The sequence below is a fragment of the Holdemanella porci genome, assembly GCF_019052655.1.
GTDB classification, from domain to species: Bacteria; Bacillota_I; Bacilli_A; order Erysipelotrichales; family Erysipelotrichaceae; genus Holdemanella; species Holdemanella hominis.
Genome location: NZ_JAHQVB010000048.1, coordinates 1 through 16,372, shown reverse-complemented (window position 1 = coordinate 16,372; position 16,372 = coordinate 1). Strand labels below are relative to the sequence as shown.

Sequence of the window (16,372 nt, the reverse complement as noted above, 5' to 3'; positions counted from 1 at the left end):
TATTTGGAATGTAGTGCTGCGGCGTACAATTGATCAGCATATGGATATGATCTTCCTCTATAGTCATTTCTAGAATTTGAAAACCATTATCCTTTGAAATCTGGGTCAGCAGCTCTTTTAATTTTATTGCGACCTGTCCATTCAAGACATCACGACGATACTTTACACACCATACAATATGATACTGTATAGAATAGACATAGCCTCTTCCTTTAACAACTTCCATATGTTTTTACCTCATCTATATTATAACATATGTATATGATTAAAGCACTATATTTATCATTTATTTTTAAATTATTTATCGAACATATGTATATCTAATTCATCTCATGACTAAAGTTATGAATGTTCTTAGATTGCATTATAAAAATATCCATTCATCACTCGCTATCCCATTCCTTATATATACACCTAAATACAACTGGACTGTTCTTTTTCAAATACTCTTTTTGAAGCCAATCCAAATACGTTCCTGGACTAATAATACCGCGTATACTCAATACATCCGCACCTAACGTTCCCAAAACCAAATCGGTAAAAGATGCACAATTATCACCTAAAGCCCAGTAAATATGAAATTTACCACTCTTGACCTTATATAACTTTGCTCCCGTACGATAATGTAGGCGACTTGGATAATCCATTTCATATTCACTAAAACGATCATATCCATCTTCTTTTTCAATCTTTGTATACCAACGATAGCCATTCTGACGAATTTTTTCAATCTCTTTTTCAATCAATGCATTCTGTTTCGATGTTGTATAAACACCATATTCAAAAATGGAATTATTCTCTGCCGAAATCATATTCGGAATGTATTTTTCGAGTGGCACCATAAAGAAAATGCCATCCCCAATCGTTTGATTTAAATGAAAGGAGTCACTATCATAATTTCCATAACTATAGACAATATCATCATACGCAAAACAGATGTGACCAACCTTTTGAAAGCCCTTGGGCCCGACATGGACAATCACCTTTAAGCGAACAACCTCATCCTTCTTATACGTATTTAAATCTTCAGGCTTACCCTCCTCTAAATACCGGTTGACACTTGTCAAAGCCGCATCTGGAACGAAAGCACAAAGAAAAGCCGGAAGTGTGATTCTTACTTTTCGTTTCCATTTATATTTCGTTAAAGGATTGATTCCTTCATATCCATCCCCAAAATAACGCATACCTAAGATCATAAAGTAAATGCCAAAAGCACGCATTAAAAGATCTGTATGAAAGTCTGGATTCAATAACAAATAAAAGCCAAAGAAAATGTAAATAAAGCTAAACACAAAGTTAAAGAAGTTTCTTTTAATGTGATTGATTTGATTAATCACAAGCTGAACAAAACAGGCAAATCCACAAAGAATACAATATCCGCCAAAGTTTACTCTCAAGATCCATTGTGGAAGATACCGAAAGTTCATTAAGAAAAACATAAACACAAAGGATAATATGGAAAAGAAAAAATCTTTATTCATTTTATTCTTTACAAAGCGAATAATTAAAACTACGCCATTGACACATAAAAATACAATAGATGCGATTAAGATCCCTGTAAAAATACGATTGGGAATCCATATCATGATGGCTCCCGCAACCATTAATATGGTTCCAATCACAAAGTTCATAGCTACATCATAGAACATAGACTACCTCCAGTTGGATTGTACACATAAAAAGCTACCTTCATCCACACGAACAATTCCCTTTTTCTCTGTTAAAGAATTACTTGTCGTATATATTTCTTCGATATGAATCCGTCTTTTATCTAATGGATATAAAAATCCCGATAAAGAAAGCACACCCTCTTGAATAGGATAAAATGAAATATGATGATACGAATCATCGATTTCATGAACGCCTACATTCATAACAGATATTCTTTGGTGCTCATCGATTAACACTACATTTTGAAAACGATACATCGCCAAGCGAATATTCGCAATCGTATGATCGATTCTTCCTTGCATGCCCCCATATAAATAGATCGTATCATAATCTTTACATAAACGAATCGCAAGCTCTGAATCCGTTTCATCCTTCATAATGGGATGTCTTTCAATTGGACACGTGATTCGTTTAAAATCCTCTTCACTTAAAGAATCAAAGTCTCCCACTGCCATTTTAATTGGAAAACCTTGATCTATAATTTTTAATGCACCAGCATCAACACCTATATAATCACAATTTTCAATTTTTGGCACAACATCAACGAGTGGTGTAATTAAAACCGCACAAGTCATTTATTCAAGCATACCTTCAATTGTTTTAGCAATGTCATTTTTAAATACGTAGCTTCCCGCAACCAATGTGTCGCAACCTGCATTTAACGCCAATCTAAACGTATCCTGGTTGATACCACCATCAATTTCGATACGATATGAAAGGTTCAATGCTTCACGCTTTTCTTTTAACCACTCTACTTTTTTAAGCATGTCGGCCATAAATTTCTGGCCACCAAAACCAGGCTCAACACTCATAATTAAGACAAGATCACAAGATTCGAGTACACTTTCAAAAGGTTCAATGGCTGTATTTGGTTTTACGACAATACCACCTTTCGCACCCAAACCATGAATTTCATCCAATAACTTCTGAATACGAGTCAAATCATTATTCAAAGCTTCTGTATGGAAAGTTACTAGATCCGCACCATTTTTAATAAAGATAGGTGCGTATGTTTCTGGGTCTTCTACCATTAAATGCACATCCATAAATAATGGACAAGCCTTTTTAAAGCCTCTTAAAATATCAGGTCCAAACGTTAAATTCGGTACGAAATGACCGTCCATCACATCAAAGTGTAACCACTCTGCTTTAGATTCTTTTAAAATTTCTAATTGTGCACTCACATTGGCATAATCCAAAGATAAAATTGAAGGTGCAATCACAATTGAATTCATAGTTTTTTACCTCTTTCTTCCATAATATTTTTATAATCCTCATAAACAGATGGATTGATTTCTCCATTTTCAACAGCCTCTTTGATCTTACAATCCGGCTCATTCAAGTGCCTACAATCTTTAAACCGACAAGTATGAATGTATGGTTTAAAATCTAGAATACACGCATCTAAATACGAAGTATCTAATCTTGTAAAATCTAAGCTTGAAAATCCAGGCGTATCCGCCACCAAGCCATCACACACATGGTGTAACTGGCAATAGCGTGTAGTATGTTTACCACGACCCAAAGCTTTAGAGATGGCTTGTGTCTGTAATTCAAAATCAGGATTTAGACGGTTCAATAAAGAACTTTTACCCGCACCCGACTGACCACATAAAACAGACACTTTTCCATTTAAGATTTCCTGTAATTCTTTGTCATCACTACCAGGATTTGAGAAAACCACATCATATCCCGCCTTTTTATATTTTTCAAGATCCGCCAAAATTTCTTCGGGACGATCCAATAAATCAAGTTTGGTCACACAAATCACCGGTTTGACACCTGCTAAGCCTACTAAGAAGATCAAACGGTTTAGTAAGTGACAAGAATAGTCCGGATCTTTTAAACTTGTGACAATCAAAGCTTGATCTACATTGGCTATGGCCGGTCTTAAAAGACGATTTGTTCGTGAAAGAACTTTATGAATACGATATGAATCCTCAATCTTTTCATATTCGACAAAATCCCCGACGACTGGCGCTTCATGCTGGCGCATTTTACCTCTTGGTTTGGCAATGATTTCTTCTTTTTCATTTTGAATCGTATATTGATTCGAAATTATTTTTATAATTCTTCCTTTCTGCATATTAATCATAATACAGTGTCACAACACTGTTTGTTCCTTCCTGTATATATTCAGTTCCAACATCTGGCGATACACTTATGACCTTATTGCTGCCCTGCCCATTTTCAATATGACTTAAGACAACCGCAATTCCTAAATCATTCAATTCATCTTTGGCATCCAATACGTCTTGACCAATCAAGTCCGAAGGAATCACAATCGAAGGATAGGTACTTACCACAAAAGTAATAGTTTCCTTACTGTCTGGATCAATACGTTTTCCTGGCGTTAAACCCTTTTGTTGTAAAACAATACCTGGATCCATATCTTTTGAGCCTTCATGTTCAACTTCAATCTGCACATTTGGACAATTCTTTGCTAATTCATAAGCAGCCTGCGAATACGAGCCATCTGTAAAGTCTGGTATTAAATAGGTAGATCCTTTAGAAACGGTTAAAACAATTTTCGCATCATTTAAAATCACTTCACCCTCTTTATAAGAAGATTTAATGACTTTTCCCTTTTCATACTTATCATTCGCCTTATAAACATACGTTACTCTTGAAGTGTTAAAATGCGCATTCTGCAACACATCAATGGCCTCATCTGGTGTCAAATCCACTACATTCGGCATTGTTTGATAGCCCAGAAAGCCACTAATCTTAATTATGCCTGTAATGCTGGCAATGAGTACAAGTACAACAATAGAAATCACAACAGCAGCACTAATCATGACAGCTGGAATCCAATTTGGTTTTTTCTTCTCTTCTTTTTCAGACTCTTCATCTTCAAAATCAATATGCCCATTATCATATTTCATCAATTCTTTATTCGAACTTGCATCCACCTTGATACGCTTCATATCACGATATTCTATATCCATGCAATGCATTAAATCATAAAGCATTTCTTTACAAGATACATAACGGTCATCTAAATTTTTTGCGGTCGCCTTTAAAATGATATTTTCAACAGACTGTGGAATATCCGGATTGAAATCACGCACATAAGGCATTGGTTTACGCAAATGCTTGATCGCAATCTCTGTCGGTGTCTTTCCTGTAAAAGGAACGTGCCCCGTTAACAATTCATAGAATACAATACCCAATGAATAGATATCCACTTGTGCATTTGGTTCTTTACCCTGTGTTGTTTCTGGCGCTAAATAATGGGCTGAACCCATAACCGTATTATTAAACGTTAGCTGTACAGAACCATGGGCTACCGCAATCCCAAAATCTGTAATTTTAATCGTTCCATCGTCTTTTACCAACACATTTTGCGGTTTGATATCACGATGAATAATATTATGATCGTGCGCGTGATCAATTGCACTGATCAATTGTTTCATAATGGCAATGGCCTCATCCACACCTAAAGCTCCGCGCTGTGCTATCAAATCTTTTAAAGTTCGACCACGAATATATTCCATGACAATATAGTGCATACCTTCATATTCACCAACATCATATATATCTACAACATTTGGATGTGATAAACGACTCGCTGCACTTGCCTCACGCTGAAAGCGCACTAATGCCATCGCATCCCCACTTAATTTATCACGCAGAACTTTGATTGCCACAATACGATTTAATATCGTATCCTTTGCCTTATAGACATCCGCCATTCCACCCTGACCAATCAAAGACAAGATCTCATAGCGGTTCGCTATTTGTTCCATCATCATAGTTATTATTCTCCATCATTCTCCATTAAGATAACTGTGCAGTTATCATAACCACCTGATTGATTAGCTCTGGCAATCAATGTTTCCGTTTTTTCCTGTAAAGAAAGACTCGAGTCATGTACAATATCCGAAATCACTTTCTTTTCAACATATCCATGTAATCCATCACTTGAAACCAACAAATATTTATATGTATTTTCAATCTTATTGATATCAATACGGAAAACATGCCATACGCCTAAGGCATTTGTTAATGTATTTTTTTGTGGATGAGACTTTGCTTCATCTAAAGTGATCTTACCCTCTTTTAATAATTGGGCAATGACACTATGATCTTCACTCATTTGAATCAGTTCATTATTATAATCCGCATAGATTCTTGAGTCTCCCACATTAAAAATAAACGTCCCAATATGAGCTTTGATGACACCCACTGCCGTAGTCCCCATACCTCTTTCATTGAAATTCTTTAAGCTTTTTGAATAAATGAAATCATTCGCCTGATTTAAATTTTCACGAATCCAGTTGTCAACTTGACGATCTTTTTCAAATACAGGAGACTTCATAAATGCTTCATACATAGTCATTACCGCTGTATGACTCGCCACTTCTCCTGCTTTTGCACCACCAATACCATCACAGACAATGGCCATCCATTCATCATTGGCATTATGAGCGATGCAATAATCATCTTCATTTAATTGTCTTACAAGACCTACATCTGTATTCGCAAAAACTTTCATCCGCCTAAATTCCTTCCTTTTTAATTTCTTTGATTCTTAATTGTCCACAAGCCGCATCGATATCGTTACCATGTTCTTTTCGAATCGTGCAACGAACATGATTCTTCATCAACAAATCATAAAAAACCATAGCTTCGTCGTGGCTTACCGATTTAAAGCCCTTTTCATCTACCGCATTGTATGGAATTAAGTTGACATATGCATTCATTCCATGAAGAAGCTTTGATAATTGTTTGGCATGTTCAGGACGATCATTAACACCATTTAATAAAATATATTCAAAAGTCAAACGACGATTGTTTTCCTGACCATAATACTTAACAGCTTCCATCAACTCTTTTAATGGATATGCATGGTTAACTGGCATTAATTTATCACGCAATTCATCATTTGGCGCATGTAAACTAATGGCTAAATTGTATTGTGTATGTTCATTGGCAAAATCGTAGATTCTTGGAACAATGCCACAAGTTGAAATCGTAATATGTCTAGAACCAATACCTAAACCACGATCATGGTTTACTGTTGCCAAAAAATTCATGACATTATCATAGTTATCAAAAGGTTCTCCTGTACCCATGACAACAATATGTGAAAGGCGCAAGTTATCTTTATCCAATTCTTTTTGAACATACATAACCTGGGCAACCATTTCACCACTTGTTAGATCTCTTTTTTTCTTTGTCAAGCCACTCGCACAAAATGCACAGCCCATGTTGCAGCCAACCTGGCTGGAAACACAAACACTGCGACCATAGTCAAAGACCATCATAACACTTTCAAGTAGTGCACCATCACTTGTTTTAAACAAGAATTTTGTTGTTCCATCATGTGAAACTTGTTTTTTTATTAACTCTAAAGGATTCACAATAAAATCTTTCTTTAAGATTTCTCTTGTTTCCTTTGATACATTGCTCATTTCATCAATGTCAAATACACGATTGCGATACAACCATTGAAAGATCTGATGTCCACGATACGATTTCCATCCGTGATCTAGGGCATATTCGCACATTTGATCATAATTTAAATTGTATAAACTTTCCAAAATAGCACCTCAATTTCTACCGTTCATTATATCATTTACGCACTAGTTTTGCCATATAGAAGCCATCTTGTCTTGTATCACTAAAAATGGTTTTTTCATCCACAAGACAAAACTCTTCGTGCGCACTCAAAAATTTCTCAATTTGTTTTTCATTCTCTTTTTTATTCATCGTACAAGTGGAATAGACTAAGACTCCCCCCACCTTTACATATTGACATACATTATTCAGAATAGAATACTGCAACGGAATCAACGAATCCATATCTTCAGGAACCATGTGTAATTTAATATCGGGTTTTCTAGATAATACGCCATAGCCTGAACATGGAACATCACATAAGATACGATCATATAACACAGAACTTTTAAATGTTGTCGCATCTTGTACACCTGCATGTACAATATCAATGCCTAAGCGTTTGGCATCACTATCAATCAATTCTTTACGATGTGCATGCAAATCATACGAATCAATATGACCTTGATTATGCATCCTTTCGGCCATGGCCATAGTCTTTGTTCCTGGAGCTGCACAACAGTCTAGAATCCTTTCATTTTCCTTAGGATCAACAAATTTTGCAATCGCAAAACTCCCCTCATCTTGGGCACTCATATAACCTTTTTGATAGTAGTCATGATGAAAATAATCATTACCTGTATAAATATATAATGGATCTTGAACACAAACAAACGTATCAAAATCAAAATCAGCTTCACTAGTCATTAATGTATTTCGACGAACATACATGGGTAATATATTTACACTTGCCCTTGCCATCATCAAAGCTTTTTCTTGTCCATATTGAGAAGCCCACATCTTATAAAGCCAATCGGGCAATGAATACTTTAAGGCTACATTGTCCGTTTCAATCGGTTTGACCTTATGCAATACAGCATTTGTCAAACCCGCATATTTCACATTGATCTTTTTGGCAATATTGACCGCATCATTGACAATCGCATAGCTTGGGACTTTATCCAAAAACAACAACTGATATGTACTCATTGTCAATAACACATCCATTTTAGGGTGTAATTTATTCTTCACATACTTTGACCAGCATTCTTTACAATAACGATAATTTTGAATGGTTCCATAAAAAATGCGTGTAGCCAATGCACGATCTTTTTCATCCACTTCCTGTAAATGATTTCTTAAATATAAATTGGAATAGACTTTTTTATTCACAACTTCATCTAAGGCTTTCCATATCCATTTTCTCATTCTATTCCTCCATCATAATTGGATGCATATTCACATCCACAACATATTTTGTTTCATCCAAATAATTTCGCACAATTTTGTGTAATAATTGATCGTCCTTTGATTTTAGAATCAAGCGCACACGATGCTTCTTTTGTTGCATACGAATTTCAATCGGACCCAATACGCGCAAAGAAGTAAAATACGATTTCGCAACACGCGCCATTTTATAGGCTTCCTGCAAATCAAAATGTGTAAATACTAAGGTACATAAATACACATAGGGTGGATACATCCCTAAATGGCGATAGCGCATTTCTTGATTAAAAAACATCTTATAATCATGCATTTGAACACATCGCATCACAAAATGATCCGAATCAAATGTTTGAATCATAACTTGTCCTTTTAGCTTTCCACGACCACTTCTTCCACTCGCCTGTTCTAACATTTCATACGCTGTCTCACTAGCCCTGTAGTCATTTCGACAAAGCGTGGCATCCGCATTTAAAATTCCAACTAAAGTCACTCTTTCAAAATCCAAGCCTTTAGCCACCATTTGCGTACCGATTAATAGATCTCCAGACTCTTCAAATTCTCTTAACAACTTTTCATGAGCATTCTTTTTTCGTGTACTATCTGCATCCATACGAACGACATGATGATTCTTAAAGATTTCTAGAATCTGTTCTTCCAAACGCTCAGTTCCCATACCGGCTTTAAAATAGTTCTTAGAATGACAGCTTGGACATTCTTCCATAAATGGAAATTGTCTTCCACAACAATGACATACCAAGGCATTTTGATTTTTGTGGTAGGTTAAAGCCACACCACAATCTGGACATATGCGTACATGACCACAATCACTACAGCGAACAATGGGTAAATAGCCTCTTCGATTTAAAAGCAAGATCACTTGTTCATTTTTAGAAAGACGCTCATGAATAGCTTGAAGCAATGTTTCAGATAAGCCGTTTGTGATTCTTTCCTTTTTCATATCTATCAAACAAATTTCCGGCATTTCATGAATGCGATTTTTAAGTTCAATCAATTCATAGACGTTCTTATAAGCTCTTGCGTACGATTCTAAAGAAGGTGTCGCACTTGCCAATACGACTTTACACTTATGATAGGCCGCACGAAATAAGACAATATCGCGCGTATGATAGCGTGGTGTATTATCTTGTTTGTAGCTAGAATCGTGTTCTTCATCCATTAAAATCAAGCCTAAAGAAGAAAACGGCATAAAACAAGCACTCCGCGTACCTACAACGATATCGACTTTATGATCTTTTACTAAATTATATTGTTCTAGCTTTTCTTGCGCATTCAATCCTGAATGATAAATCGCAATCTTTTGTTTAAAGCGCGCCTGCACTCTTTGTATCATCATCGGTGTTAAACCTATTTCAGGAACAAGAAATAGAACTTGTTTTCCAGTCGACAATACATTTTCTGCCAATCGCAAAAAGACTTCGGTTTTACCAGAACCAGTCACGCCATGAAGTAAAGAGACCGTTTTATTGGTGTTTTGAATGGTTTCAATCGCCGACACTTGCTCAGAAGTTAAAGAATGTGTAACATCCGCAATTTCACTTATACATGTATTAGAATCCTTAATTCTTTTTTCAAGAATAATATAACCTTTATCTAATAAAACCTTTGTGATGGATGGACTTACTTTTCTAAGTTCACTCATCTTGCATGGATAGGTAAAACTATGAAGCACTTCTTTTTGTCTTGATGTTAATGGTAAATCAGAATCATTTAATATCGCATAATCTTCATAGATAATTTTTGAATGCTTACTAGAAGGACGAAGAGCTGGTGGCAGCATTGTTTTATAACAAGTCACTTTCGAACTGGCATAAAAATCAGCCATATAATTTGCCAATACCTTTAATTCGTTATTTAATAATGGCTTTTCATCTATGACTTCAATGACAGGCTTAATATTTTTAAAATCGCTTTCTACATCTACTTCTTCGACAAATCCTACAAGTGTACGATTGTTGAATTCAACACGGACTCGACAACCAACTTCAACATGACAATCACAAGAATATGTAAAGGTATTGCGTAGGCGATTGTATTCTACATATACATTAATCAGCATGCATCTATTATAACATCATTCTGGATTTGACATTTATATTTATTTTAGAATATTTCGCCAAAAGCACCAAAATGGTGTTTTTATACTTTTATCCAATAATTTCTCTGCCCGTGTCGTAATAATCAAGTTATAATTATGATGTAGAAAATAAGATACAAGCCATCGAATATTGTTAAGAAAACTCTATGTCCAATGATTCTACATTCTATTTAAATTTTACGTCCACGAGTGGTAAAGGTAAGATTGGTCATCCAAAAAAACTACGCAAAGAATAATAACGCACACTTAAAGGACTATGATTTGCAAAAAAAGAATTATGGTATCCTCATTGTTGATTTTGCAGATCAAGAATTAGCACACAAAATTTATTCGACAAATTAAAAGATTCGCTTTGAAATGATACAATGTCATTGTCAATCGGATCTATTCTTTTTTACATATAGGTTCTTTGGCAGCTGTTTAGAGTACGGCAACACACTATTTATGATTTCATTTGATAATCCTTTGGTGCTCAATATATCCAACACATATTCCAGATATTTATATGGATTTAGTTTATTTATTTTTGCGAATTCTATCAAACTTAAATATATGGTACTTGCTTTAGCTCCTTTTTTTGTATTTGAAAACAAGAAATTCTTTCTGGCTATTACGAATGGTTTGATTCTTTGTTCAGCTAGATTGTTGCTTAATTCACACCGACCGTCTTTAAAGAAATTTCTTAGATACTCTTCTTTATGGAATGTATAACTGATTGCTGATCCCATTTTTCCTTTTGGCAGGTATCGACCTTCTATTTCATGAAGGTACACAAAAAACTCATTGAATATAGGTAACGACTCTTCCTGACGTCTCTTATAGCGTTCGGTTGGTGTTGAACCTTCTTTTTTCAATGTTTCTTCAATTTTGAACAGTTTGTTTATATAATGGATCGCTATCAGAATATTTTTATATCCAGGATGGCTATCAAGATATTCGATCCTTTCTTCTCTTGTGGAAAGCTTTCGAATTTCTTTTTCTCCAATGGATGCTTTCTGTGCTTCTACGAACTTTCTTCGTACATGCGACATGCATCCTACAACCATCAGACAAATATCCTTATGATATGCTTCGTATCCATCACTGTGAGCTATGGCGTGACTGTCTTCTCCAAGAATCATCGTCGCATTTTCATATTTCCGATTTCCTGGACTGAAGAACAGCGCCATCTGAATGGTTTCGAATGTTCCGCTCATTCCCATCCACACATATCCCTTTTTTCGACCGTCCTTACAGTCTTCAATGATTTGAAGTGGTGTTTCATCCAAATGTACAGTCTCCAGCTTTTTAAAGTCGTCACACATCTGATCGAATACATATTCCAGATAATCATTTGAGCACTGCATCATCCAGTTGCTCATATTTTGACGATTGATGCATATATTTTGCCTGTTTAGATCCTGTTCTTGTCTATATAGTGGTGTTCCCAAAACATATTTATTATATGCCTACGCTGCCTTCAATAAGACAAAATGGTTTGTATTTTAACTCATACGAAATCGTTGGCTTTAACTCTTTCATCAAAGAACCACATTCTGGACATGATCTGTCTTTTATTGAATGATGAATTGTTTCTTTTATTTCCAAATCTGAATAATCATTCTCTTTTGATTTTGGCTTTCTCTTCTTGCCTTTTTTTGTGCTTTTGACCTCAGGCTCCAATAAATCATCCGGATTCACATTATCAAGTATCTTTTCGATTTCATTGAATAAGGGAAGCATTTTCAGAAGTTGAGCCAAACTTACTTCTTTTCATGGATACAAGCTGATCCAGATATGTCATTTTAGAAATCGTTTCTCCAATCGCATATTCCTTCAGCTCTTCACGGCCGTTTTTCAAACTTTTCTTGTAATTTATTAATATCTTCGACATTTACCATACGTATGTATTATACCACAAATGCGCATAAAAAGACTGTAAATAAAGCGTTTTATGCGTATTTATATAACTTGTTTTCAAAAGTTTTTTTCTGTTCCATCCTTAAACCTTCAAGAAGCCATCTCAATTGCTGCTTCGTTATTGTAGCTATGCCATCATCACGAATTGGAAACTGAAAATGCTCTTTTTCAAGCCTTTTATACAGAAGCCAGAATCCATTTCCATCCCAGTACATACACTTTATTTTATTTCTATGTTTGTTGCAGAATACGAACAACGCATCCTGAACGATAGATGCATATCCATCAATTTCTTTTCTCAGATCTATAACATTCTTTACAATATAGATCTCTGGAATATCATCAAAACTAATCATAACGACAAACATATTTTTATGATTCTTTGTATATCCTTGTCTGGAACAGATACATTAAATTCAAAACGCATACCATTTAATTTAAAACGGATGCATCCAGTGTTTGAAGATCCAATATCATCATTCACTTCAACAGCTACAAGAGAAGGTTCTTCAGTAGCCCTTTTATATCTGCTCTTTGCATTGTAGAATGCTTTGTCAGATATACCATGAAGCTTACAATACTGAGAAACGCTCAATTCGTTAGATTCTTGATCTGCGAATATATGCATCCATTCCGCTTTTGAAGTACCTGGCATAAAAATACGACCTCCTTGTGGTTCTATTATTTCACAAAGAGATCGTTATTTTAATATGGGCCTATTTGACGCTTACAAGAAAAACGCCTAGAGCTTGTCTCTAGGCATTTGATTTAGTGTGCCGGGCATGGCATGAGTTCAGTTGGAGATAAACCAACCACAGGTAGTTACCGCCAAGTGTAGTGGACCACAAGCCGTTGACAGTGATGTCATGGGTGAAGGAAGTGGTGTAGCGATTCTTTTGAGCGCACGTACAGAAACTTGATTAGGCTAAATGGTGGATGAGATTGCTAATCAAATCGAAGTCCAAAAGGTAAACGTAAAACCAAGACAGTAAATCAAGACGTTGTGAAAGAAAAAGGGCTCATGTCTTACCCCGGGAGGTCTCATGGACAAGGAATTCTAGTAAACTTTAAAATCAGTGATAGTACCCTTGTAGCGAAAAAGGTTAACCATGAGAATTCAGATGAAGTCATAGTAGGTAGTATTACTGAAGGACTGAAACGTTTATAGAGTGCAAATCTCTATTAGCAATGTTTGGATAGTCCGAATATGAGAATAGCCTATTACTATGGAACGTAACCATAGATGGCAAAGGTAATTGGGATGTTTCTAAATAAATTTACAAATAGAAGGAGGAGCAGCAAATGGAATTGATTGAAAAGATTTTAAGTGAAGAAAATCTACAGAAAGCAATCCGCAAGGTCAAGAAGAACAAAGGCGCGCCAGGAGTGGACAAAATGACTGTGCAAGAGGTTGAGGAATGGTTTAATCAATATAAAGAAGAACTTATTTCCAAAATTTTGAATAAACAATACAAACCTATGCCCGTCAAAAGAGTCTATATTCCTAAACCTAATGGTAAACAAAGACCACTAGGAATACCAACTGTTGTAGACCGAGTAATCCAACAAGCTATGTTACAGGTACTAAGTGAAATCTATGAGCCAATATTTAGTGACCACAGTTATGGTTTTAGACCAAATCGTAGTGCACATATGGCAATGGGGGAAGTGCTTGGATATTTAAATGCCGGATATGAATGGATTGTTGACCTGGATATTGAGAAATTCTTCGACACAGTAAATCATGATAAATTAATTTCAATCTTAAGAGAGCGTGTCAATGATAGTAGAACATTACATTTGATACGAGCTTATCTGCAAGCAGGAGTTTTGGATAAAGGACTTGTAAGAAGTTCAACCATTGGAACCCCACAAGGAGGTCCGATTAGTGTAATCCTTTCAAACATCTATTTAGACAAGTTTGATAAAGAATTAGAATCTAGAAATCTTCGCTTCGCTAGGTACGCCGACGATTGTATCATTTTCGTTAAAAGCGAAATGAGTGCAAACCGTGTAATGAAATCAGTGACATCGTGGCTAGAAAGAAAACTATTTTTGAAGGTTAGTGCAACAAAAACTAAAGTGGTTAGACCAACTAAAGGTCAATTTCTTGGTTTTACATTTTACAAAGCTAAAACAGTATGGAAATGTACTCCTACTAAAGATAGGAAGAAGCGTCTTTACTCAAATATCCAAAAATATTTGGAAAGAAAACACGCGGTTTCAAGACCGCTATCAGTTACATTTAAGAAATTGAATCAAATGATTAGAGGGTGGATACAATACTTTAAAATTTCAAGGATCAAAGTGTTCTTGGAAGAATTTGGTCAATGGTTACGCCATAAAGTGAGATGTATTATCATTAAACAATGGAAAAGACCAAGGACTATATACAAGAATCTTATGAAACTAAATATAGCATGTAGATGTAAATTCACGCATGATGACATATTTAAATGTGCTAACTCTAGACTTGGATGGTATAGGAGAAGTACTGGGAATATTGTGAATTTTCTTCTTTCTCCCACTGTTCTAGGCATAAAGAAAGGAGATAGGCCAGGTTTGGTCAATCCCCTTATTTACTATCTTGAGATTTTGTGATTCTTTATAGTTTCGATATAAATGTAGAGCCGTATACGAGACCCGTACGTACGGTTCAATTATCCATAATTCTGGATAACACCACTTATCCCGAATTATGTATTATCCCGAAAAACAGGTTTTCACTATAGAAAATCAAGTAAAATTCGGGATAATTTTTTATTTAAGTGAGTATAGTTTCTTTAAAAGTTCTTCATCATCAAAGTCATAATTATTAGCGCTACTATCTATGATATTAATCACAGGTAAAGCTGCATTGATAGCCTTCCGCTTCATTTCGGTATCAGCGTTGGCATAAAATTCTCTAGTGGTATTAATTTGTGCATGACCTAACCATTCAGATACCAAAGGAAGAGGCATACCATTACGATAAAGATGCATGGCTCTAGAATGGCGAAACATATGGCAATATATATGCCTTGGAAATTTTGAATCAACATTATTGGCCATGATACAATATCGATCGATTAATTTTTGGACTGTATCAGGATTCATTTTTGTTCGTTCTCCATGATGAAGTGTAAAAAAGACATAATCGTCGCTATTTAAATCATAATCGTCCAAATATCTTTTAAGATGTTTGACGGTTTTATCCATTATTGGAACTATGCGCATTTTTTTCCTTTTCCGTAGATAGCAATATGTGGAGATGATTCTAACGAGATATCTTTTATTCTTATGTTTAATAATTCCTGTATTCGAGCTCCTGTGTCGTATAAAGTAATCATCATTGCGAGGTTTCTTCTATCTTTAATATTTGATTGGTTAGGTTGGTTAAGAAGAAGTTCTAATTCTTTCTCACTGAAGAAATCAATAACAGTTCCTTTAGTTACTGATTTTATTGGAATTGTCATAAGTTTTAGGTAAATATCAATTAACGTTATATCGTGATTAGCTGAATACTTGTAGAATGATCTTATTGCAGCTAATTTTAAATTTCTTGTTTGAGCTGACCAGTGATATTCGTTTTCTCCATATTCAAGAAATGATTCAACAAGTTCAATAGTCGTATCATTAAAATCAAAGTCTCTGAGTTTGATACCCAAATAATCTTTAGCGAAATCTAAGAATTGATTCATACAAATCTTATAATTCTTGATAGTATGGTAGCTTGCTCCTTTTTGATTCGGCAAAAAAATTTCAAAGTAATCTCGAATTGTTTTAAAATATTTTAGTTCTTTCTTTTTCATTGCGATACCTCTGGAATAATCGATTCCATCTTTTCCCAATCAATAGCTTTTTGATGTTAGCATATAAATAGGACTAGTCAAAAAGAGAAAATTTACACCAGTGGTA

16 protein-coding genes and 1 pseudogene are annotated in these 16,372 nt (G+C 35.1%); 1 reads left to right on the top strand and 16 read right to left on the bottom strand.

What is annotated here, in order from left to right; translation table 11 throughout:
• The 15 genes from tnpA (KTQ83_RS08845) to tnpA (KTQ83_RS08775) all read right to left on the bottom strand — a co-directional run.
• A partial coding sequence (tnpA, locus tag KTQ83_RS08845) for an IS200/IS605 family transposase (protein ID WP_217256151.1) occupies positions 1-226 on the bottom strand: 226 nt, incomplete at its 3' end.
• 157 nt (positions 227-383) lie between these two features.
• Positions 384-1,649 carry a hypothetical protein gene (locus KTQ83_RS08840; RefSeq protein WP_217256150.1) on the bottom strand — a complete coding sequence of 422 codons (1,266 nt, stop codon included), beginning with the start codon at positions 1,647-1,649 and terminating at the stop codon, positions 384-386.
• 3 nt (positions 1,650-1,652) lie between these two features.
• Positions 1,653-2,246 (bottom strand): thiamine diphosphokinase, encoded by a 594-nt coding sequence (locus tag KTQ83_RS08835; RefSeq protein ID WP_217256149.1) that lies wholly within the window; start codon positions 2,244-2,246, stop codon positions 1,653-1,655.
• On the bottom strand, positions 2,247-2,906 hold the full coding sequence (gene rpe, locus KTQ83_RS08830) for a ribulose-phosphate 3-epimerase (protein WP_217256148.1): 660 nt from the start codon (positions 2,904-2,906) through the stop codon (positions 2,247-2,249).
• The gene (gene rsgA, locus KTQ83_RS08825; RefSeq protein WP_342367251.1) at positions 2,903-3,757 is read right to left on the bottom strand and encodes a ribosome small subunit-dependent GTPase A; all 855 of its coding nucleotides are present in this window, start codon (positions 3,755-3,757) and stop codon (positions 2,903-2,905) included. The genes rpe and rsgA overlap by 4 nt, the downstream gene beginning before the upstream one ends.
• 1 nt (position 3,758) lies before the next feature.
• A complete protein-coding gene (pknB, locus tag KTQ83_RS08820; protein WP_425331031.1) occupies positions 3,759-5,423 on the bottom strand; it encodes a Stk1 family PASTA domain-containing Ser/Thr kinase in 1,665 nt (554 codons plus the stop codon).
• Between the two features lie 8 nt (positions 5,424-5,431).
• Entirely contained in the window at positions 5,432-6,169 is a 738-nt protein-coding gene (locus KTQ83_RS08815) for a Stp1/IreP family PP2C-type Ser/Thr phosphatase (protein ID WP_117926485.1), read from the bottom strand.
• A 4-nt stretch (positions 6,170-6,173) separates the two neighbouring features.
• On the bottom strand, positions 6,174-7,217 hold the full coding sequence (gene rlmN, locus KTQ83_RS08810) for a dual-specificity RNA methyltransferase RlmN (protein WP_117926486.1): 1,044 nt from the start codon (positions 7,215-7,217) through the stop codon (positions 6,174-6,176).
• A 31-nt stretch (positions 7,218-7,248) separates the two neighbouring features.
• Positions 7,249-8,442, bottom strand: a complete 1,194-nt coding sequence (gene rsmB / locus KTQ83_RS08805) for a 16S rRNA (cytosine(967)-C(5))-methyltransferase RsmB (protein WP_217256145.1) — start codon at positions 8,440-8,442, stop codon at positions 7,249-7,251.
• 1 nt (position 8,443) lies between these two features.
• Complete coding sequence (gene priA / locus KTQ83_RS08800) at positions 8,444-10,537, bottom strand: replication restart helicase PriA (RefSeq protein WP_217256144.1); 2,094 nt, start codon at positions 10,535-10,537, stop codon at positions 8,444-8,446.
• 413 nt (positions 10,538-10,950) lie between these two features.
• Positions 10,951-12,006 carry an IS66 family transposase gene (gene tnpC / locus KTQ83_RS08795; protein ID WP_217256143.1) on the bottom strand — a complete coding sequence of 352 codons (1,056 nt, stop codon included), beginning with the start codon at positions 12,004-12,006 and terminating at the stop codon, positions 10,951-10,953.
• A 10-nt stretch (positions 12,007-12,016) separates the two neighbouring features.
• On the bottom strand, positions 12,017-12,298 hold the full coding sequence (locus tag KTQ83_RS08790; RefSeq protein ID WP_117926491.1) for a hypothetical protein: 282 nt from the start codon (positions 12,296-12,298) through the stop codon (positions 12,017-12,019).
• Positions 12,279-12,416 (bottom strand): hypothetical protein, encoded by a 138-nt coding sequence (locus KTQ83_RS08785; protein ID WP_217256142.1) that lies wholly within the window; start codon positions 12,414-12,416, stop codon positions 12,279-12,281. The genes KTQ83_RS08790 and KTQ83_RS08785 overlap by 20 nt, the downstream gene beginning before the upstream one ends.
• 91 nt (positions 12,417-12,507) lie before the next feature.
• Positions 12,508-12,843, bottom strand: coding sequence for an IS66 family insertion sequence element accessory protein TnpB (gene tnpB, locus KTQ83_RS08780; protein WP_217256141.1), 336 nt, complete (start codon positions 12,841-12,843; stop codon positions 12,508-12,510).
• Entirely contained in the window at positions 12,828-13,130 is a 303-nt protein-coding gene (gene tnpA, locus KTQ83_RS08775) for an IS66 family insertion sequence element accessory protein TnpA (RefSeq protein ID WP_217256140.1), read from the bottom strand. Before tnpA (KTQ83_RS08775) ends, tnpB begins: the two co-directional genes overlap by 16 nt.
• Positions 13,131-13,777: 647 nt before the next feature.
• Between tnpA (KTQ83_RS08775) and ltrA the strand changes: the two genes are divergently transcribed.
• The gene (gene ltrA, locus KTQ83_RS08770; RefSeq protein ID WP_217256139.1) at positions 13,778-15,076 is read left to right on the top strand and encodes a group II intron reverse transcriptase/maturase; all 1,299 of its coding nucleotides are present in this window, start codon (positions 13,778-13,780) and stop codon (positions 15,074-15,076) included.
• 159 nt (positions 15,077-15,235) lie between these two features.
• Here ltrA and KTQ83_RS12325 read toward each other — a convergent pair.
• Positions 15,236-16,266, bottom strand: a pseudogene (locus KTQ83_RS12325) (tyrosine-type recombinase/integrase).
• Between the last annotated feature and the right edge of the window lie 106 nt (positions 16,267-16,372).